Origin of the sequence: Pseudomonas sp. P7548 (genome assembly GCF_013386585.1) — a bacterium.
In the GTDB taxonomy this organism is placed as follows: Bacteria; Pseudomonadota; Gammaproteobacteria; order Pseudomonadales; family Pseudomonadaceae; genus Aquipseudomonas.
Genome location: NZ_JACARO010000005.1, coordinates 17,270 through 37,105, shown reverse-complemented (window position 1 = coordinate 37,105; position 19,836 = coordinate 17,270). Strand labels below are relative to the sequence as shown.

At 60.9% G+C, this 19,836-nt stretch carries 13 protein-coding genes; 9 read left to right on the top strand and 4 right to left on the bottom strand.

From position 1 onward, the window contains the following. Positions 1 to 86: 86 nt before the first annotated feature. On the bottom strand, positions 87 to 1,316 hold the full coding sequence (locus tag HX803_RS02970) for an acyl-CoA dehydrogenase (RefSeq protein ID WP_028616890.1): 1,230 nt from the start codon (positions 1,314 to 1,316) through the stop codon (positions 87 to 89). 151 nt (positions 1,317 to 1,467) lie between these two features. Between HX803_RS02970 and HX803_RS02965 the strand changes: the two genes are divergently transcribed. The 3 genes from HX803_RS02965 to HX803_RS02955 all read left to right on the top strand — a co-directional run bounded on the left by HX803_RS02965 (position 1,468) and on the right by HX803_RS02955 (position 3,896). Then, on the top strand, positions 1,468 to 2,403 hold the full coding sequence (locus tag HX803_RS02965) for a LysR family transcriptional regulator (RefSeq protein ID WP_178918868.1): 936 nt from the start codon (positions 1,468 to 1,470) through the stop codon (positions 2,401 to 2,403). Positions 2,404 to 2,587: 184 nt separating this feature from the next. Next, the gene (locus HX803_RS02960) at positions 2,588 to 2,980 is read left to right on the top strand and encodes a MerR family DNA-binding transcriptional regulator (protein ID WP_178918866.1); all 393 of its coding nucleotides are present in this window, start codon (positions 2,588 to 2,590) and stop codon (positions 2,978 to 2,980) included. 16 nt (positions 2,981 to 2,996) lie between these two features. Further along, on the top strand, positions 2,997 to 3,896 hold the full coding sequence (locus HX803_RS02955; protein WP_178918864.1) for a hydroxymethylglutaryl-CoA lyase: 900 nt from the start codon (positions 2,997 to 2,999) through the stop codon (positions 3,894 to 3,896). A 549-nt stretch (positions 3,897 to 4,445) separates the two neighbouring features. Here HX803_RS02955 and HX803_RS02950 read toward each other — a convergent pair. Beyond that, complete coding sequence (locus HX803_RS02950) at positions 4,446 to 9,608, bottom strand: NEL-type E3 ubiquitin ligase domain-containing protein (RefSeq protein WP_178918862.1); 5,163 nt, start codon at positions 9,606 to 9,608, stop codon at positions 4,446 to 4,448. 81 nt (positions 9,609 to 9,689) lie between these two features. After that, positions 9,690 to 11,324, bottom strand: a complete 1,635-nt coding sequence (locus tag HX803_RS02945; RefSeq protein ID WP_178918860.1) for an AMP-binding protein — start codon at positions 11,322 to 11,324, stop codon at positions 9,690 to 9,692. 150 nt (positions 11,325 to 11,474) lie between these two features. Here HX803_RS02945 and HX803_RS02940 point away from each other — a divergent pair, with 150 nt between their 5' ends. Genes HX803_RS02940 through HX803_RS02925 form a run of 4 tightly spaced genes read left to right on the top strand, consistent with a single transcriptional unit; the run spans position 11,475 to position 17,010 of the window. After that, a complete protein-coding gene (locus HX803_RS02940) occupies positions 11,475 to 12,638 on the top strand; it encodes an isovaleryl-CoA dehydrogenase (RefSeq protein WP_178918859.1) in 1,164 nt (387 codons plus the stop codon). An 11-nt stretch (positions 12,639 to 12,649) separates the two neighbouring features. After that, positions 12,650 to 14,257, top strand: a complete 1,608-nt coding sequence (locus tag HX803_RS02935) for a carboxyl transferase domain-containing protein (RefSeq protein WP_178918857.1) — start codon at positions 12,650 to 12,652, stop codon at positions 14,255 to 14,257. A gap of 15 nt (positions 14,258 to 14,272) precedes the next feature. Next, a complete protein-coding gene (locus tag HX803_RS02930; RefSeq protein WP_178918855.1) occupies positions 14,273 to 15,079 on the top strand; it encodes a gamma-carboxygeranoyl-CoA hydratase in 807 nt (268 codons plus the stop codon). Continuing rightward, positions 15,076 to 17,010, top strand: coding sequence for an acetyl/propionyl/methylcrotonyl-CoA carboxylase subunit alpha (locus HX803_RS02925; RefSeq protein WP_178918854.1), 1,935 nt, complete (start codon positions 15,076 to 15,078; stop codon positions 17,008 to 17,010). The genes HX803_RS02930 and HX803_RS02925 overlap by 4 nt, the downstream gene beginning before the upstream one ends. Here the strand turns inward: HX803_RS02925 and HX803_RS02920 are convergent. Continuing rightward, positions 17,007 to 17,645, bottom strand: a complete 639-nt coding sequence (locus HX803_RS02920; RefSeq protein ID WP_178918853.1) for a LexA family transcriptional regulator — start codon at positions 17,643 to 17,645, stop codon at positions 17,007 to 17,009. The genes HX803_RS02925 and HX803_RS02920 overlap by 4 nt on opposite strands. Positions 17,646 to 17,776: 131 nt before the next feature. Between HX803_RS02920 and HX803_RS02915 the strand changes: the two genes are divergently transcribed. Together HX803_RS02915 and HX803_RS02910 are read left to right on the top strand one after the other, a co-directional pair. Then, positions 17,777 to 18,127, top strand: a complete 351-nt coding sequence (locus HX803_RS02915) for a DUF6124 family protein (RefSeq protein ID WP_178918852.1) — start codon at positions 17,777 to 17,779, stop codon at positions 18,125 to 18,127. 466 nt (positions 18,128 to 18,593) lie between these two features. Beyond that, positions 18,594 to 19,745: a carboxypeptidase family protein gene (locus tag HX803_RS02910; protein ID WP_178918851.1), complete on the top strand. Its 1,152-nt coding sequence runs from the start codon at positions 18,594 to 18,596 to the stop codon at positions 19,743 to 19,745. Positions 19,746 to 19,836 lie beyond the last annotated feature (91 nt).

Genomic DNA, 19,836 nt, shown 5'->3' with positions numbered 1-19,836 from the left:
TCCCACATTCTGACCGTGTTTCCACATTGGAATGCGGTCAACTGTGGGAGCGGGCTTGCTCGCGAATGCAGGCGGCTCGGTCTAACTTACTGGCCGCTGCGCATCAGCTCTTTAGGTACATATTTGCCAATCTCGAACTTGCCGATCGCCGCACGGTGCACTTCGTCCGGACCGTCGGCCAGGCGCAAGGTGCGTTGCATGGCGTACATATAGGCCAGCGGGAAGTCGTTGGACACCCCGGCGCCGCCATGGATCTGGATCGCACGGTCGATCACCTTCAAGGCCACGTTCGGCGCCACGACCTTGATCTGGGCGATTTCGCTTTTCGCCACTTTGTTGCCCACGGTGTCCATCATGTACGCCGCTTTCAGGGTGAGCAGGCGGGCCATGTCGATTTCCATGCGCGAGTCGGCGATCTTGTCGATATTGCCGCCCAGGCGTGCCAAGGGCTTGCCGAACGCGGTACGGCTGACGGAGCGTTTGCACATTAGTTCCAGCGCACGCTCGGCCATGCCGATGGAGCGCATGCAGTGGTGGATGCGGCCCGGGCCAAGGCGGCCCTGGGCGATTTCAAACCCCCGGCCTTCGCCCAGCAGCACGTTTTCGTAAGGCACGCGCACATTGTCGAACAGCACTTCGGCGTGGCCGTGGGGCGCGTCGTCGTAACCGAATACCGGCAGCGGGCGCACGATCTTCACGCCAGGAGTGTCCACCGGCACCAGGATCATCGAGTGCTGCTGGTGGCGCGGCGCATCCGGGTTGCTCAGGCCCATGAAGATCAGGATCTTGCAGCGCGGGTCGCAGGCGCCGGAGGTCCACCACTTTTTGCCGTTGATCACCCACTCGTCGCCCTGGCGTTCGGCGCGGGCGGCCATGTTGGTGGCGTCTGAGGAAGCCACGTCCGGCTCGGTCATGGCGAAGGCCGAGCGAATCTCGCCGCGCAGCAGTGGCTCCAGCCAGCGTTGTTTCTGTTCTTCATTGGCGTAGCGCACCAGCACTTCCATATTGCCGGTGTCGGGGGCGGAGCAGTTGAACGGCTCCGGGCCCAGCAGCGAACGCCCCATGATCTCGGCCAGCGGTGCGTATTCAAGGTTGGTCAGGCCAGCGCCCAGTTCGGATTCGGGCAGGAACAGGTTCCACAGGCCTTCGGCTTTGGCCTTGGCTTTCAGCTCTTCCATGATTGCGGTGGGCTGCCAGCGGTCACCTTCGCTGACCTGGCGTTCAAACACCGGCTCGGCCGGGTAAACGTAAGCATCCATGAACGCGGTGACGCGTTCACGCAGTTCCTGAACCTTGGGCGAATAGGCGAAATCCATGAGCAGCTCCCTTCTCTGAGAGGTTGTTTAGGTCATGCAATCGATGCTAGAACAGCGCTGATAATTTACCTAGCCTATTCTCGGCGTGTATTAACATTCATCACCGATATATGATCGGCGTATGGACACCTAACAATAAGAGCGCAACGAAATGAATCTGAGCAAGGTCGACCTGAACCTCTTCATCGTCTTTGACGCGATCTACACCGAAGCCAACCTGACCCGCGCCGGGCAGATCGTCGGCATCACCCAGCCGGCGGTGTCCAACGCTCTGGCCCGCCTGCGCGAGACCTTCAACGACCCGCTGTTCGTGCGCACCGCCCAAGGCATGGTGCCCACGCCCATGGCGCAGAACATCATCGGCCCGGTGCGCAACGCGTTGTCGTTGCTGCGAGTGTCGGTGCAGGAAAGCCGCATCTTCAACCCGCAGCAGGCGGCCAAGACCTACCGCATCAGCATGACCGACCTGACCGAGGCGGTGATCCTGCCGTTGCTGTTCCAGCGCCTGCGCCGCCTGGCGCCGACGGTGGTGATCGAGAGCTTTTTGTCCAAACGCCGCGAAACCACCAAGGAACTGGCGGCCGGGCGCCTGGACTTTGCCGTGGATGCGCCGCTCAACACCGACCCGCAGGTGCGCCACGTCAAGCTGATGGAAGACCGCTACGTGTGCGCCATGCGCAAGGGCCATCCGCTGGCGAGCAAGGACAAACTGACCCTCGATGATTATTTGGGGCTGACCCACATTCATATTTCCAGCCGCCGCAACGGCCTGGGCCATGTCGACCTGGCGCTGGGCAAGATGGGCCTGCAACGCAAGATTGCCCTGCGCTCCCAGCATTACCTGATGGCCTCGCAGGTGCTGCAGCAGACCGACATGGTGATGACCGTGCCCGAGCGCTTCGCCCGCCGCCATGAATTGCACTGGTTCAACTTGCCGGTCAATGACGTGCCACCGGTGGAAACCCACCTGTACTGGCACGAAAGCACCGACCAGGACCCGGCAAACCGCTGGATGCGCGAGCAAATGATCGAGCTGTGCCAGCAGGTGACGGCCCATGAAAAGAAACTCGATGGCAAACAACCCTGACCGTTTTTGTGGCGAGGGCGCTTGCTCCCGCTGGGGCGCGAAGCGACCCCAAAAGACAGGCCTGCTGCGCAGGCCAGCGGGAGCAAGCTCCCTCGCCACAGGTGAATTGATCCAAAAGTGATTTGCTTGACGTTAACGTCAAGCAGACACTAGCCTAGCGCTCAAGACCTTCTTGAGCGCCGCCATGAGCACCACCTACAGCATCTCCGACCTCGCCCGCGAGCTCGACATCACCACCCGCGCCATCCGTTTCTATGAAGAACAAGGCCTGCTGAGCCCCGAGCGCCGGGGCCAGGAGCGCATCTACTCGGCGCGGGACAAGGTCACCCTCAAGCTGATCCTGCGCGGCAAGCGCATCGGGTTCTCGCTGGCCGAGTGCCGCGAGCTGATCGAACTCTACGACCCCACCAGCGGCAACCACATCCAGCTCAACAGCATGCTGGCCAAGATCGCCGAGCGCCGTGAACAACTGGAGCAACAGCTGCTGGACATCGAACAGATGAAGCTGGAACTGGATACCGCCGAAGAGCGCTGCACCCAGGCCCTGGCCCACACCATGAGCCAGGTTGGCCATTGATCAGAAGGTAACTGCCATGTCCCTCCCCTCCCATGTGCGCCTGGTTGAAGTCGGCCCGCGCGACGGTTTGCAGAACGAATCCCAGCCCATCAGCGTGGCCGACAAGGTCCGGCTGGTGGACGCCCTCAGCGCGGCGGGCCTGGGTTACATCGAAGTCGGCAGCTTTGTATCGCCCAAGTGGGTGCCGCAGATGGCCGGCTCCGCCGAGGTGTTTGCACAGATCCAGCGCAAGCCCGGGGTGACCTACGGCGCCCTCGCACCGAACCTGCGCGGCTTTGAAGATGCGCTGGCGGCTGGAGTAAAGGAAGTGGCCGTGTTTGCGGCAGCCTCCGAGGCGTTTTCCCAGCGCAACATCAACTGTTCCATCAGTGAAAGCCTGGAGCGCTTTGCGCCAATCATGGCGGCCGCCAAACAGCACGGCATCAGCGTGCGTGGGTATGTGTCCTGTGTGTTGGGTTGCCCTTACGAAGGCCAGGTCGCGCCGCAGCAAGTGGCGGCGGTCGCCCGGGAGCTGTACGCCATGGGCTGCTATGAGGTTTCACTGGGCGACACCATCGGCACCGGCACGGCGGGCGCCACGCGCAGCCTGTTCGAGGCGGTGGGTGCACAGGTGCCCAGGGACAAGCTGGCCGGTCACTTCCATGACACCTATGGCCAGGCCATCGCCAATATCTACGCCAGCCTGCTGGAAGGCATCAGCGTGTTCGACAGCTCTATTGCAGGCCTCGGCGGCTGCCCCTACGCCAAGGGCGCCAGCGGTAACGTCGCCACCGAAGACGTGGTGTACCTGCTCGACGGCCTGGGTATCGAGACGGGTATCGACCTGCAGGCCTTGATTGACGCGGGCCAACAGATCAGCACTGTGCTGGGCCGGCCGACGGGGTCACGCGTGGCCAAGGCGCGTAACGCCAGTTGAGTCCCTTAGCCGTGACAATGTGTTACCGCCGGCTTACATAACGAGTAACACGGGAACATATTTTGTCGCATTTGCCGTAGGCCAAACCTTACACAAAAATCAAACCATTGATTTTAAAGGACTTTTAAAAGTTGGCACGGCTTCTGCTATCTCTATGGCATAACAAGAATAAAAAGCGCCAAACCTAATAAAAATAAGACGAAACGACTCTGACATAACAAGAACAACACGGCAGAGACGCAGCTAACAGATTTTTTTGGAGAAGATGTGCTTCGCAGGGTACGGCGTGCCGAAACCCGCAACCGGTTAGAGAAGAACAAAACTACCTCAAGGTAGCTACCCACTGGTTGGATCGCGTGCGAAGAAGCAGATCAGCGCTCAAAAAAATACGTTTGCTCTTGACCCCGGATGGGGGTCGCCCAAAACAGCGGTAAAGGGTCACGGCTGCCAAAAACAACAATAGGCCGCCCCTCAATAATAAAAAAAGAGCACGCAACGACAAATTAAAGGGGACCTTCGGGTCCCCTTTGTGCTGTCTGGCCCTTTGATTCAGAGGGATGTCCCGGTCGTGGCTGCGAAGTTGTTCAGTACCCTGCGCGTCAAGGTTTTCAAGGCTCGCTGCTCCAACAGGTGGCGCTCAGCGCCCAAGCTGTTGAGCTCTCGCTCATAAAATGCGCTTTGCATCGAGCCGTTCACCAGGATTTCATCCCTGCGTTTACCCAACAGTCCCGCCAGGTGGTCCGCGGCCGCACCGTGCCTAGCCTGCCATTCCTTTCCCTCTCCTGCGTCCGGCTGACCTTGCAAGTCCGAGAGTTCGAACAAAGCCGCACTTTTCTCATCAATTACACCAAGTTCAGGTGCCATCAGCGCGCTCAGCGCTTGCGAGTAACGGGTACGCAGGTGCTTCTCCCAGAACGTGCGCCCGACAAAAAATTCTTCCTCAAGCTCAGGGTTGCGCTCATCCCGGAGTACCTGCTCACACGCCGCATCGAGCGTCGCCTGGGCCACGTTGGCCTGTTGGGGAAACAACATACCCTGGGATTTGACCGGCAGTTCCAGAGGGGCGGCAAGCCGCGTTCGATAAGCCAATACGACTTCAACCTGCTCGGTAAACCCCGGCCCTCTTGCCGCAACATCGCGTAGGGCAATGGCGTCGACCAGCGCTAAACGAAACAGCTGCCTGGCGGTGGCGATCAGCGCGCCTTCGGCATTGTCCGTTTCTGCCAGTTCAACGGCCCTCGCCCCCATCAGCTCACTTTCAAGGTTCATGAACTCGACCGAACTGCCATCACCACAGGTCACCCGATCATCGGCGGCGGTAAATAACGCTTCGCGAATAGCCTGATTTTCACTGGTCGCCGTCAGCATGTCCCACACCCGCTCAGCCAGTACTGGGCGAGTCACTTCGCTGACGTACTCGGCGCTGCGGGTGATGTCAGCCACCACTGCAAAAAAAGCGGCCGATTCGGGGCTACCCCGCAGTTCATCCCACACTTCACCGCGCCGTGCCCGTTGGTCCGCAGACACCCCCTCCAGCCATAAGCCCCGTGCTTCGTCCACGGAGGTGTGCTCATCCCACTGCACCGGGTTAAAACGCTGATCCAGCCGGGCGAGCGTGGCCGCCGACAAGGGATTGTCATGCACATTGATACGTTCCAGATGCTGGTACGCGTATTCAGGCAACGTGGTGATCTGGTTTGAATGCAGATCAATGCGGGCCAGGTTAGGCAATTGTTCGGCGCCTGCAGGAAATGCAGTGGTGCCGGTGTCTGGCAGATAAAGCTGGTTGAGATTTCGCAGCCTGCGCAAATCCGCCCGCCAGCCCAAGCGGCGATTGCCGCCAAGCTTGAGAATCTTCAGGCTCTGCATCCCTTCCAGGCGCAGGCGGCTGTGTTCGGTCAGCTGAATGTCATTGCTGCTCAGATTGAGCTTTGTCAGCCCGGCACCTGCGTTGGCGAACTCCGGCAGTTGCGTCAGGTTGTTATCACTCATGTTCAGCCAGCGCAAACCGCCAAAGGCACGCAGGAACGGCTGTGAGGCATCCGATAGCGCCATTCGACGCAGAACCAGGTGCCCCACGTGATCCATGTTGGCGTTGAGCGCCGGCAACTCGCCCACGCTTTCATCCGAAAGATCCAGCACATAGCCGATCGGTGTCTGGTCCCCTGCCAATGCCTGTGCACCCGTTCTGCGCCAGGCTGCCTTGATGGTCCCCGTCACTCTGCGCCTGGCGCTTGCGTAGCCCGCCCCTCCTTCTTGCTGCCAACTGACCAGCGCTTGATCCAATGCGGCAAACTCTTCTTCAAGTTGGGTCAGCTTCGCCAGGAGCATACTGTCATCAACCCCCTCAAGGCCGAGCATCGTCTCGACCTCTTGCATGGACCTTGACGGATAGAGCGACATCGCTTTCATCCAGCACACCCGGGGACGCTCAGTAGCGCCGCCCAATGGGCTGAGCGGATAGCCCACGCGTCCGTCAGCCAGGCGCATGGGTGATTTGAAACCGGGCTTGATCACTTGCATGCCAAGCGCTTGCCGGCTTTGCAACTCACTCAGAGGCTGTTCCGCCAGTTGCCTCTTCAACCGTTGCGCAGCCGCGTTGAAGACCGACCAACCGGTGAACTCGCCACTGCTCGCCATCCACAGGGCGTTGAAGAAGGCGTCCTTATCGCGGCGCCAGTACTCGACTTTTTCCGAGCTGCTGCAGAGCTTCCATTCCGTCAAATCGGTCTGAATAAGACGAAGCTGTCGAGCGCCTCCGACATCACCCACTTTGTCCAGCAAAGCGCCATCGTAGGTGCCCGCGCGAAGCTCGATGCACGTCTCTTTGAGCAGCCCGGGAATAGACGCCATCTTGTGCAATGCCAAGTGCACACCGTCCAATGTGAGTTGATTGTCGAATAGAAGATCAGCCTGCGCCCGCATGACCCGCGCCTTCTGCAGGTACACGCGCGCCTCCTCGGCCAACCGCTGCGGCAAGCGCGACGCAGACTTCATGCGAGCCAGCTCCCGAGCGTTGGCGTGGGCCACAATTTCTTCGGCTACCCATTTAGGCAAGCCAGGAAAGTCGCGCTGTATCAGTTGAATGTTGGCGTCGTTAGACACATCACCCCCTGATAACTCGCGCTTGACCAGCCGGCTTCTGTTGCTATTGGCCGCGCTCAGCAAACGGTCTCGATACCTCACGAACCTTGCATGCGGCCTGCGTAAGTGCTGCCTCAACGGGTCGGCGCTTTCATCTTCCCGCGTCTGGGAACGCGCAACCGAATCATCATCTGAAACGTCTCGGGTACGCAGGTAAAGTTCGCTAACTTCTCGCTCTGTCATCAGATCCTCACCCAACAACTGACGCATTTCAGGCTCCGTCAATTGCTGGACAAAGGACCGGAACAGCAGACCACTGTCGAGTTGTTCGTGCGTCAGCTCAACAACTTGAGTGGAGTCCTTCGGGACGGCTGAGCGCCATACCTGATGCCCCTCTGCGTCCAACGCTACCAATACCCGCGACTCGGGCCACAGGCCGCCTTCCATCAAGAACTGCACTTGCATCCGCCAGTCGATCCGACCAAAAACCACAGGGTCCGGGTGCTTTAGCTGGTCGATAACCCTTTGGTATTTGTTGTCGCACTCAAATCGTCGAAGCATGTCTTTGAACAGAGGCGCGGGCGCGTGATGATCGATGAACACACTTCGCAACTCATCATCCGACACACCACTGAACGCCCTGGCGAGTTCCAATTGGTTATCGCTCAAGTGATCGACCGAATGGCCAATGCGCCGTAACAGAGTCTTGCGATCCCATGTCAAAGGCTGCTCGAACTCGTGCACCCAGGCCCCTTCCCCGTTGTGTCGAGCGCGTGGTGCATAACGTGAATCGCCATCGGGGTGCAGAAATCTGAATTCATTGGGCTCGCCGCTGGCCCGGACCTTGTAATGATTGCCCCCGCCTGCTGACAAATACAGCTCGCCTTCATGACGATACAGGCCCTGGGTATCGGGTCGTTGCCCCTCAGGCAGCGTTATCCGGTGCAGGTAGTGTGCGGGGTCGAATGCATACAAGCGCTTGCGTCCACCGAATTCCACATGCACCAGGCGCTTGATGAAAGGGGCATCTTTGGCTGCCATCAGCCCGTGTGGCACGGCCAGCCCCGCCAGGTTGAGCGCCACCGCCGAAAAGTGTGCCCAGGCGGTTTTGGTTTCGTCTTGTGACCAGGCTTCAATGCCTTCGCCTAGCTCGTAGGTCATCTGCACGGCGGCGACGATCAGCATCGCCTCCCCCAGGAAAGGCACCACGAACGAGGCAAGATTGAGAATGTCCAGCGCACGACTGCCGAACGACCACAACCAGGCGTTGTAGACACGCTCATCCACATCCCGGGTAGGCACCACACTGGCGCGAGCATTTTCCACGGTCAGTTGCATGCGCCTTACCGCGCAGTCTGCCCACACATCACGCCATGAAGAGGCGTAGCTACCATGCCGGTTGACCCGCCCCTTTTGGGCGGGCGCAAAGTCCCCATCGTCGGCGTGACGGGCCTCCGGATCCAGAAAGGCCTTGAGCCGAGTGAAGAATGCATCCTGGCTGGAAAGCGGCACGAACTGGCTGAAGAAAGTGCGGTATTGGACCTGACACAGACGCGTCGTCAGGTGGTCGGTAAACGCGGCAATATTGTCATATGACTTGAGGGGATGCTGGGGGTCCCCCGGGATGTAGACAATGCATGGCCGGGAGACCAATTCGGCATTCCTCAGGTTCGCCCGCCATGCAACCGGACCGATGATCAGGATGTTTTCGATGTCGAACGCAAATAACCGAAACGGTGAAAACTTGACCTCCTCACCCGCCCATTTCACCTGTGACTGGCTTCGCAGAAGATCGATGATCAATTGGTGGCCATCGGGCTGGATATCACCTTTCATCAAGGCAATCTCTGCCGCCAACTCCAACTGATGCCGGTGGCTGAGGATCAACGTGCTGTACAGCTTGCCGATGCCCGCTTCCGTGCTGGTGATACGTATCCGGCTATTGATGAAGCTTCGTACATACTCGCTGTACGAGCTGCCCAGATCCAGTTCCCTGCACAGTGTGGCGAATTCATACGCCTTGATACTCAGCCTGACCGATTGGACGTTGCCTGGAGCAGGAAGCCTGGTGCGTGAAGCGCGGGAAAAGTCGTAAAGGGTGACCAGGTGACAATCTGCACAGACCGGCTCACTCGCTTCCTCTTGGGTGAAATTGTTCAGCGCAGCCCCCAGCAAGCTGATCCCCCGGTAGAAATAGAATTGCGGTGCCAACTCGCTGACCTGGCGGGTCGAGACCTCTCGGGGATCGGTTTCGCATACTTTCTGCTCCATCTTGCGGGCGAAAAATACTTGTCTGACGTCCAGGCGCTCCCCGAATTTCTTTTCAATCGCAGCCACCAACAACGGTTCGGCATACTCGGCCGGCCCTTTCAATGGCCTGAACATCTGGTCGAGTTGATTCAAGGAGTACCGGCTGCGCTGATGGATCACCCTCATACGGTCTTTCGCATCCGTTGAGGCATTTGTGTACCAGTCCGGGATGCTCAACTGCAATGAGGCCAATTCGGTTTTGCGCTCATCCAGCGCGTCCGTGTACCAGGCGGGGGTGTTGTCCTGTATCACGCGGCCGTGAGGGCTGGTCTCGCTTGCAACCGGACGCGTGGGAGGGTCAATAGGGGTACTGGTCATAGCCATGGCCTTCAAGTGGCGAAAGAATGCGCCACTTTAGGCACTGCCCTTCATCACGCAGCAGTAGACATGTACCGCGATTCAGCAGTCGTCACGCAGCTCCTCAATCGAAATCTCGCGCATGCGGAATTTCTGGATCTTGCCCGTGACCGTCATGGGGAACTCATCCACGAACTTGAAATGCCTGGGCGTCTTGAAGTGCGCGATGCGGCCCTTGCACCAGGTCTGCAATTCCAGTTCGTTGGCCACATGGCCAGGGTGGAACTTGATCCAGGCGACGATCTCTTCGCCATAACGCTCATCCGGAATGCCGATGACCTGCACATCCGCCACCGCAGGATGGGTGAAGAAAAACTCCTCCAGCTCACGCGGGTACACGTTCTCGCCGCCCCGGATGATCATGTCCTTGTTGCGCCCGGCGATGCACACATAGCCGTGCTCGTCCATGGTCGCCAGGTCGCCGGTGTGCATCCAGCCGGCCGTGTCGATGGCCTCACGCGTGCCGTCGGGGTTGTTCCAGTAGCCGAGCATTACGCTGTAGCCACGGGTGCACAATTCGCCGATTTCACCGCGCGCAACCGTGTTGCCCTGTGCGTCGATGATTTTGTTTTCCAGTTGGGGCTGTGTGCGGCCGACGGTGGTGACGCGTCGCTCCACGTCGTCGTTGGCACCGGTCTGCAGGGACACCGGGCTGGTTTCGGTCATGCCGTAGGCGATCTGCACCTCAGCCATGTGCAACTCGCTGATGACCCGGCGCATCACCTCGATGGGGCAGGTGGCGCCGGCCATGATGCCGGTACGCAGGGTGGCCAGGTCCAACTCGCCCCGGCGCGGGTGGTCGAGCATCGCGATGAACATGGTGGGCACGCCGTACAGGCCGGTGGCGCGCTCTTCGGCGACGGCGCTGAGCGTGAGCAATGGGTCGAAGCCGTCATTGGGGTAGATCATGGTGGTGCCGTGGGTGATGCAGCCCAGGTTACCCATCACCATGCCGAAGCAGTGATACAGCGGCACCGGGATCACCAGGCGATCCTGGGCGGTCAGGCCCAGGCTTTCACCGACCATGTAGCCGTTGTTGAGGATGTTGTGATGGCTGAGGGTGGCACCCTTGGGAAAGCCGGTGGTGCCGGAGGTGTACTGGATGTTGACGGGCTGATCGAAGTGCAGGCTGGCCTGGCGCGTGTGCAGTTGCTGGGGCGGGACGCCTGCCCCGAGCGCCGCCAGCTGCGACCAGGGCATGAAGCCTTCGGGCGGGTTGGGGTCCAGGCTGATGATGCCAAGCAGGTCCGGTTTCAGTGCCTGCAGCATGGCGTGGTAGTCGGAGGTCTTGAACGAACCGGCGCACACCAGCCACCGGCAGCCCGACTGCTTGAGCACGTAGTCCAGTTCAGTACTGCGGTACGCCGGGTTGATGTTGACCAGAATCACCCCGAGCTTGGCGCTGGCGATCTGGCTGATGCACCACTCGGCGCAGTTGGGCGCCCAGATGCCCAGCCGATCACCGGTCTGCATACCCAGGGCCAGGAAGGCACGGGCGTGCAGGTCAACGGCGTCGGCCAGTTGCCGCCAGGTGTAGCGACATTGTTGATGGCGCACTACCAGGGCCTCGCCCTCGGGAAATTGCGCAACGGTGCGATCGAACGCCTGGCCAATCGTCATGGCCAGCAAGGTCTTGTCCTGAGAGCCACGGCTGTAGCTCTGATTCTGTTGATCCATAACGACCCCTGTTGTCTTTTTTGTAGGTTGACGTAAACGTAAACTACGATTGACAGCGCCGTAACGCAAGCTTACGTTAACGTAAAGGTGAGCGCCCTCCCCTGACGCGCCACCCACACAAAAACAACGCCCACATTAAGGTGCCTGTCCATGAGTTACCCGTCCCTGAACTTCGCCCTCGGTGAAACCATCGACATGCTGCGCGAACAGGTGCAGCACTTCGTAGCCAAGGAAATCGCACCTCGCGCGGCACAGATCGACAGCGACAACCTGTTCCCCGCCGACCTGTGGCGCAAGTTCGGTGACATGGGCCTGTTGGGCATCACCGTGCCGGAAGAATACGGCGGCGCCGGCCTGGGTTACCTGGCCCATGTGGTGGCCATGGAAGAGATCAGCCGGGGGTCGGCCTCGGTGGCGTTGTCCTACGGTGCCCACTCCAACCTGTGCGTGAACCAGATCAACCGCAACGGCAATCACGCACAGAAACTCAAGTACCTGCCCAAACTGATCAGCGGCGAACACGTCGGCGCCCTGGCCATGAGCGAGCCGAATGCCGGCTCCGATGTGGTGTCGATGAAACTGCGCGCCGACAAACGCGGCGACCGCTTCGTGCTCAACGGCAGCAAGACCTGGATCACCAACGGCCCCGACGCCAACACCTATGTGATCTACGCCAAGACCGACCTGGAGAAAGGCGCCCACGGCATCACCGCGTTCATCGTCGAGCGCGACTGGAAGGGCTTCAGCCGCAGCAACAAGTTCGACAAGCTGGGCATGCGCGGCTCCAACACCTGCGAGCTGTTCTTCGATGACGTGGAAGTGCCCGAAGAAAACATCCTCGGCACCCTCAACGGCGGCGTGAAAGTGTTGATGAGCGGCCTGGACTACGAACGCGTGGTGCTCTCCGGTGGCCCCACCGGGATCATGCAGGCGTGCATGGACCTGATCGTGCCCTACATCCACGACCGCAAGCAGTTCGGCCAGAGCATCGGCGAATTCCAGCTGATCCAGGGCAAGGTCGCCGACATGTACACCCAGCTTAACGCCAGCCGTGCCTACCTCTACGCCGTGGCCCAGGCGTGCGAGCGCGGTGAAACCACACGCAAGGACGCCGCCGGGGTGATCCTGTACAGCGCCGAACGCGCCACGCAAATGGCCCTAGACGCCATCCAGATTCTCGGCGGCAACGGTTACATCAACGAGTTTCCCGCCGGCCGCCTGCTGCGCGACGCCAAGTTGTACGAAATCGGCGCCGGCACCAGTGAGATTCGCCGGATGCTGATCGGCCGCGAACTCTTCAACGAAACCCGCTGAAGGAGCGCGCCATGGCCACCCTGCACACCCAGCTCAACCCACGCTCGGCGGAGTTCGCCACCAACAGCGCCGCCATGCGCCAGCAGGTCGATGCCCTGCACACCCTGCTCGCCCACGTGCAGCAAGGGGGCGGCGCCAAGGCCCAGGAGCGGCACACCTCGCGGGGCAAACTGCTGCCGCGCGAACGTATCAACCGCCTGTTGGACCCGGGCTCGCCGTTCCTGGAACTGAGCCAACTGGCCGCCCATCAGGTGTATGGCGAAGACGTACCGGCAGCCGGGGTGATCGCCGGGATCGGCCGCGTGGAAGGCGTCGAATGCATGATCGTTGCCAACGACGCCACGGTCAAAGGCGGCTCCTATTACCCGCTCACCGTGAAAAAACACCTGCGCGCCCAGACCATCGCCGAGCAGAACCGCTTGCCGTGCATCTACCTGGTGGACTCCGGCGGCGCCAACCTGCCACGCCAGGACGAAGTGTTCCCGGACCGTGAGCACTTCGGGCGGATCTTCTTCAACCAGGCCAACATGAGCGCCCAGGGCATCCCGCAGATCGCGGTGGTCATGGGCTCCTGCACGGCCGGTGGTGCCTACGTGCCGGCCATGGCAGATGAAGCGATCATGGTGCGCCAGCAAGCCACCATCTTCCTCGCCGGCCCGCCTTTGGTGAAGGCAGCCACGGGTGAAGTGGTCAGCGCCGAAGACCTCGGCGGTGCCGATGTGCACTGCAAGATCTCCGGCGTGGCCGACCACTATGCCGACAGCGACGAACACGCCCTGGCCCTGGCGCGACGCAGTGTGGCCAACCTCAACTGGCGCAAACAGGGCGAACTGCTGCAGCGCACGCCGGTGACGCCGCTGTACAGCAGCGAAGAGTTGTACGGGGTAATCCCGGCCGATGCCAAGCAGCCGTTCGACGTGCGCGAAGTGATCGCGCGGCTGGTGGACGGTTCGGTGTTCGATGAATTCAAAGCGTTGTTCGGCACCACGTTGGTGTGTGGTTTTGCGCACCTGCACGGCTACCCGATTGCGATCCTTGCCAACAACGGGATCCTATTTGCCGAAGCCGCGCAGAAAGGCGCGCACTTTATCGAACTGGCCTGCCAGCGCGGGATTCCCCTGCTGTTCCTGCAGAACATCACCGGCTTCATGGTTGGCCAGAAGTACGAGGCCGGAGGCATTGCCAAACATGGCGCCAAGCTGGTCACCGCCGTGGCCTGCGCCAAAGTGCCGAAGTTCACCGTGATCATCGGTGGCAGCTTCGGGGCCGGCAACTACGGCATGTGCGGCCGCGCCTATGACCCGCGTTTCTTGTGGATGTGGCCGAATGCACGCATTGGCGTGATGGGCGCCGAACAGGCCGCCGGCGTGCTGGTGCAGGTCAAGCGTGAACAGGCCGAACGGGCCGGCAACGGGTTCAGTGCCGAGGAAGAAGCGGCGATCAAGCAGCCGATCCTCGACCAGTACGAAACCCAGGGTCACCCCTACTACTCCAGTGCCCGCCTGTGGGATGACGGCGTGATCGACCCGCTGCAGACCCGTGACGTGCTGGCCCTGGCCCTGTCCGCTTCGCTGAATGCCCCCATCGAGCCGAGCCGCTTCGGCGTGTTCCGCATGTAAATGGAGCTGTACCCCATGAGCGATTTCAACACCCTCGAACTGATCACTGACAGCCGTGGCTTTGCCACCCTGTGGCTCAGTCGAGAAGCCAAGAACAACGCGTTCAATGCCGAGATGATCCGCGAACTGATCATCGCCCTCGACCAGGTGCAGGGCGATCCGTCCCTGCGCTTTCTGGTGCTGCGCGGGCGCGGCAAGCATTTCAGCGCCGGGGCCGACCTGGCCTGGATGCAGCAATCGGCCGAGCTGGATTACCACACCAACCTGGATGACGCCCGCGAACTGGCGGAGCTGATGTACAACCTGGCCAAGTTGAAGATCCCTACGCTGGCGGTGGTACAAGGTGCGGCCTACGGCGGTGCGCTGGGCCTGATCAGTTGCTGCGACATGGCGATTGGCGCCGATGACGCGCAGTTCTGTTTGTCAGAGGTACGCATCGGCCTGGCACCGGCGGTGATCAGCCCGTTCGTGGTGCAGGCCATCGGCGAACGCGCGGCGCGGCGTTATGCCCTGACCGCCGAACGTTTCGACGGCCAACGCGCGCGGGAAATCGGCTTGTTGGCCGACAGCTACCCCGCCAGCGAGCTGGACCTGCAGGTGCAGCTGTGGGTCGCCAACTTGTTGCAGAACAGCCCGGCCGCCATGCGTGCCAGCAAGGACCTGTTGCGTGAAGTCGGGAACGGCGCGCTCACACCCGCCCTGCGCCGCTATTGCGAAAACGCCATTGCGCGGATTCGCGTCAGCGCCGAGGGCCAGGAAGGCTTGCGCGCGTTCCTGCAAAAACGCCCGCCCAGCTGGCAAGCGCAGGAGCCACGCTCATGAGCACACTGACCACCCTGCTGGTGGCCAACCGTGGCGAGATTGCCTGCCGCGTGATGCGCACCGCCAAAGCCATGGGCCTGACCACCGTGGCCGTGCACAGCGCCATCGACCGCGACGCGCGCCATAGCCGCGAAGCGGATATTCGCGCGGACCTGGGCGGCAGCAAAGCTACTGAAAGCTACCTGCAAATCGACAAACTGATCGCTGCCGCACACGCCAGTGGCGCCCAGGCGATCCACCCGGGCTACGGTTTCTTGTCGGAAAACGCCGGCTTCGCCCGCGCCATTGAAGCGGCGGGCCTGATCTTTCTCGGCCCGCCCGCCTCGGCCATCGATGCCATGGGCAGCAAATCGGCCGCCAAGGCGCTGATGGAAACCGCGGGTGTGCCGCTGGTGCCGGGTTATCACGGGCAAGCCCAGGACCTGGACACCTTCCGTGCCGCCTGCGAACGCATTGGCTACCCGGTATTGCTCAAGGCCACGGCCGGTGGCGGCGGCAAGGGCATGAAGGTGGTCGAGGAGGTCAGCCAACTGGCCGAAGCCCTGGCCTCCGCCCAGCGTGAGGCGCTGTCGTCCTTCGGCAACGGGCAAATGCTGGTGGAGAAATACCTGCTCAAGCCGCGCCACGTGGAGATCCAGGTGTTTGCCGATCAGCACGGACACTGCCTGTACCTCAACGAGCGCGACTGTTCGATTCAGCGTCGCCACCAAAAAGTGGTGGAAGAAGCCCCGGCGCCGGGCCTGAGCGTCGAACAGCGCAAAGCCATGGGTGAGGCCGCCGTGCGCGCCGCCCAGGCCATCGGCTATGTGGGCGCCGGCACCGTGGAGTTCTTGCTGGATGCCCGTGGCGAATTCTTCTTCATGGAGATGAATACACGCTTGCAAGTGGAACACCCGGTGACCGAGGCGATTACCGGGTTGGACCTGGTGGCCTGGCAAATCCGTGTCGCACAGGGCGAGGCGCTGCCGATCACCCAGGAGCAGGTGCCGCTGATCGGCCATGCGATTGAAGTGCGCTTGTACGCTGAAGACCCGACGAATGATTTCCTGCCAGCCACCGGCCACCTGGCGCTGTACCGCGAATCTGCCCCAGGCCCCGGGCGGCGTGTGGACAGCGGTGTGGCGCAGGGGGATGACGTGTCGCCGTTCTACGACCCAATGCTCGGCAAGTTGATCGCCTGGGGCGAGGACCGTGAACAGGCGCGCCTGCGGTTACTGAGCATGCTTGATGAATTTGCCGTGGGCGGGCTCAAGACCAACCTGGGCTTTCTGCGTCGGATCATCGGCCATCCGGCCTTTGCGAGCGCCGAGCTGGATACCGGGTTTATTCCGCGTTACCAGGACCAATTGCTGCCGGCCGTTGGTGCCTTGAGCGATGAGTTCTGGCAGGCGGCGGGCGCCGCGTTTATGCAGAGCCTACCGGCCGGTGATGGGCCTTGGGCGGATACCCGTGGCTTTCGCGCAGGGCTGCCAGCGGAGGTTTCCCTGCACCTGAGCTGCAATGGGCAGGATCGGTTGGTGACGTTGCAGGGGGATGCCTTCGCCTTGCGCGGCGAGCAATTGTCGTTCGAGCGCCAAGGCGTGCGTCGCGACCTTCTGGCCGTGCGCAGCGAGGGCAGCGAGGGCAGCGTGTTCCTGCGCTGGGACGGCGAGATGCACGCCATCAGCCTGTTCGACCCGATTGCCGCGGTCGAGGCCAACCAGTCTCACCAGGGCGGCCTCACAGCGCCCATGAACGGCAGCATCGTGCGCGTGTTGGTGGAGGTGGGACAAAACGTTGAGGCCGGCATGCAACTGGTGGTGCTGGAGGCGATGAAGATGGAGCACAGCATTCGCGCGCCCGAGGCCGGGGTGGTCAAGGCACTGTTTTGCCAGGAAGGCGAAATGGTCGCCGAAGGCAGCGCACTGGTGGAGCTGGAAACGGCGGGCTAGAACTTGGCCATGGCTTGCACGACGACGCCGAGGATACGGCAGTCGTCGGTGAACAGCTGCTTGGGATACGTTGGATTGAGTGGCATCAGGTAAAGCTGGCCGCTCTCTTCCCTCAACTGGCGGAAAGTAGCGCGGGTGCTGTTGGCCCATTGCGCAACCACCAGCTTACCGGGCTCGGCTTCGACGGCCGGGTCCACCAGGATCATCATGCCGGCGCCGATGCTCAAGCCGCTGGGGGCAGCCATGGCGTCGCCGGTGACGGGCAGCCAGAACGCCGCGCCGGCGCAGCGCTGATCCGTCAGTTCGAAGCGCCGGGTGTCATAGGTGGCGCGCTCTTCACGGGTTTCGCACAGGCTTTTCCAGTCGCTGACCGGGTAACGGAAATACGGGTTGTAGTGTTTCGCCGGTGACGGCTCGTGCGGGGCGCTTCGTTCGCGGATCTCCAGCGCCACTTCCAGGTCACCAAGCCCCAAGGCCTGCAACAGCCGGTTCATGTCTTCCAGGCTCGGCACGCGGCGCTTGTTGAGCCAGTGGCCGACACCGCCCTGGGACATGCCCAGACGTTCAGCCAGTTGATCCTGCGTGACCTTGCGGTCTTTCATGTTGGCCTTGACCAACGCTATCCAGTTATCCATGGGGCCTGACAATACGTCGCGTATTTTTCAGGGCAATAAACAGTTTGTAGTAATCCATAAAACGACATAAATACGATACGTACTATCATCGGTCATATGGTTTTCGACACCCCACCGGAGTACCGATCCTTATGACGACAAGCCCGTACCTATTGCCTGAAACCGCTGGAAACGATGAGTTGCACGACATGCGCAACAGCGGTGCCGCCCAACGCGCACTGGACTATTACCTGAAAGAAGACATGTCGGCGCCCATACCAGACGACACCTTGTTTGCCATCAAGCCCGGCATCAGTCAGGAGGAAGCCTTGGTGCATGCCTCCGACCTGCTGCGCAGTGCAGCGGCCACGGCCTATGAGTCCGCGAGCAACCATCACGGCAATCAACGCGACCTGGCATTTTCAGTGGTGTACTTGATCGATATGGCGAAGGCGATGGTGGAGCGGTCGTTGCAGGCGCAGCAGGCACCGGCAAACGTGTAACGGGCGCGAAAGAAAAATATTTCTATCCCACGGATAAAAACATTTGACTTGCAAATGATAATGATTATTATTGGACGCAGCTGATCGCGAGATCAGTCGATAGACCAAGGGACCTTAGGTCGGACTCTTGGAATATCTCCTCATCAGGCTAATCACGGTTTTTGACCCGGCTCTTTGGCCGGGTCTTTTTTTTGCCAGTTTCCCTGGCGTGGCTTCAGGCTAATGAAGACTGTGTGTTGCTTGATGGCGCGCATGGTAGCAAAAGACCATCGCCAAAAGAAAGCCGAACGAGCGCTCTAGCCCGGATCTTTAAGAAATAGCGCTTGAGAATCAATCTCATAGATTCTAAGCTGCTGTCGCGTCAAGGACGACGCCCCCCTCCCCCGTGCAACAATTTTGCATCAAGATTTCGCCTGACTCCTGTGTAAGATATCTGCCACAACACAGCTACCCAGGCGAACCGACCATGACCGTGGCCTTGACCTCCATCAAGATCAGCACCGACTTTGACAGCGGCAACATCCAGGTCCTGGATGCCAGCGACGCCTATCAATTGCTGCTGGCGATCAAACCTGACACCCGCAGCCCGCATTTCCAATGGTTCCACTTCAAGGCAGAAGGCATGCACGTGGGCCACACCCACACCTTCCGCTTGAGCAATGCGGGCCAGTCTTCCTATAAGCACGCGTGGAGTGGCTACAACGCAGTGGCGTCCTACGACCACATCAATTGGTTCCGTGTGCCCACGCGCTTTGATGGCGAGACCCTGCACATCAGCCTGGAAACCCGTGAAAAGCGTGCCTGGTTCGCCTACTTCGAGCCCTACAGCCGCGAGCGTCATGACTGGCTGATCGAGCAGGCCCTGAACCGTGCTGGCTCCCAGTTGCTGGCCACCGGCAAAAGTGCCGAAGGCCGTGACATCCCACTGCTGCGCCGAGGCAAAGGCGGCGAAGGCCGCCGTAACGTGTGGATCATCGCCCAGCAACACCCCGGCGAGCACATGGCCGAGTGGTTCATGGAAGGCATCATCGAGCGCCTGCAACAGGACGGTGACGCCGAGCTGAAAAAACTCCTGTCCGTGGCCGACCTGTACCTGATTCCCAACATGAACCCGGACGGCGCCTTCCACGGCCACTTGCGCACCAACGCCATGGGCCAGGACCTCAACCGCGCCTGGCAGAGCGCCAGCCAGGCAATCAGCCCGGAAGTGCTGTTCGCCCAGGAGCAAATGGACAAGTACGGCGTGGACCTTTTCCTCGATATCCACGGTGACGAAGAAATCCCCTACGTCTTCACCGCAGGCTGCGAAGGCAACCCCGGCTACACCCCGCGCATCGAGGCGCTGGAAAAACACTTTCGCAGCCACTTGAGCGCCCTCACCCGCGACTTCCAGACCACCCACGGCTACACCCGCGACCTGCCGGGTGAAGCCAACATGACCCTGGCCTGCAACGCCGTTGGCGAGAAGTACGACTGCCTGTCCCTGACCCTGGAAATGCCCTTCAAGGACAACGACGACGCTCCCAACCCGAAAACCGGCTGGTCCGGTGAACGATCCAAGCAGTTGGGCAAGGACGTATTGAGCACCGTCGCCGACATCGTGACCACCCTGCGCTAACCCCTTGTAGGAGCCGGCTTGCCGGCGATGCGGTCCTTGATAACGGCAGAAATTTCAAGGACGCCATCGCCGGCAAGCCGGCGCCTACACG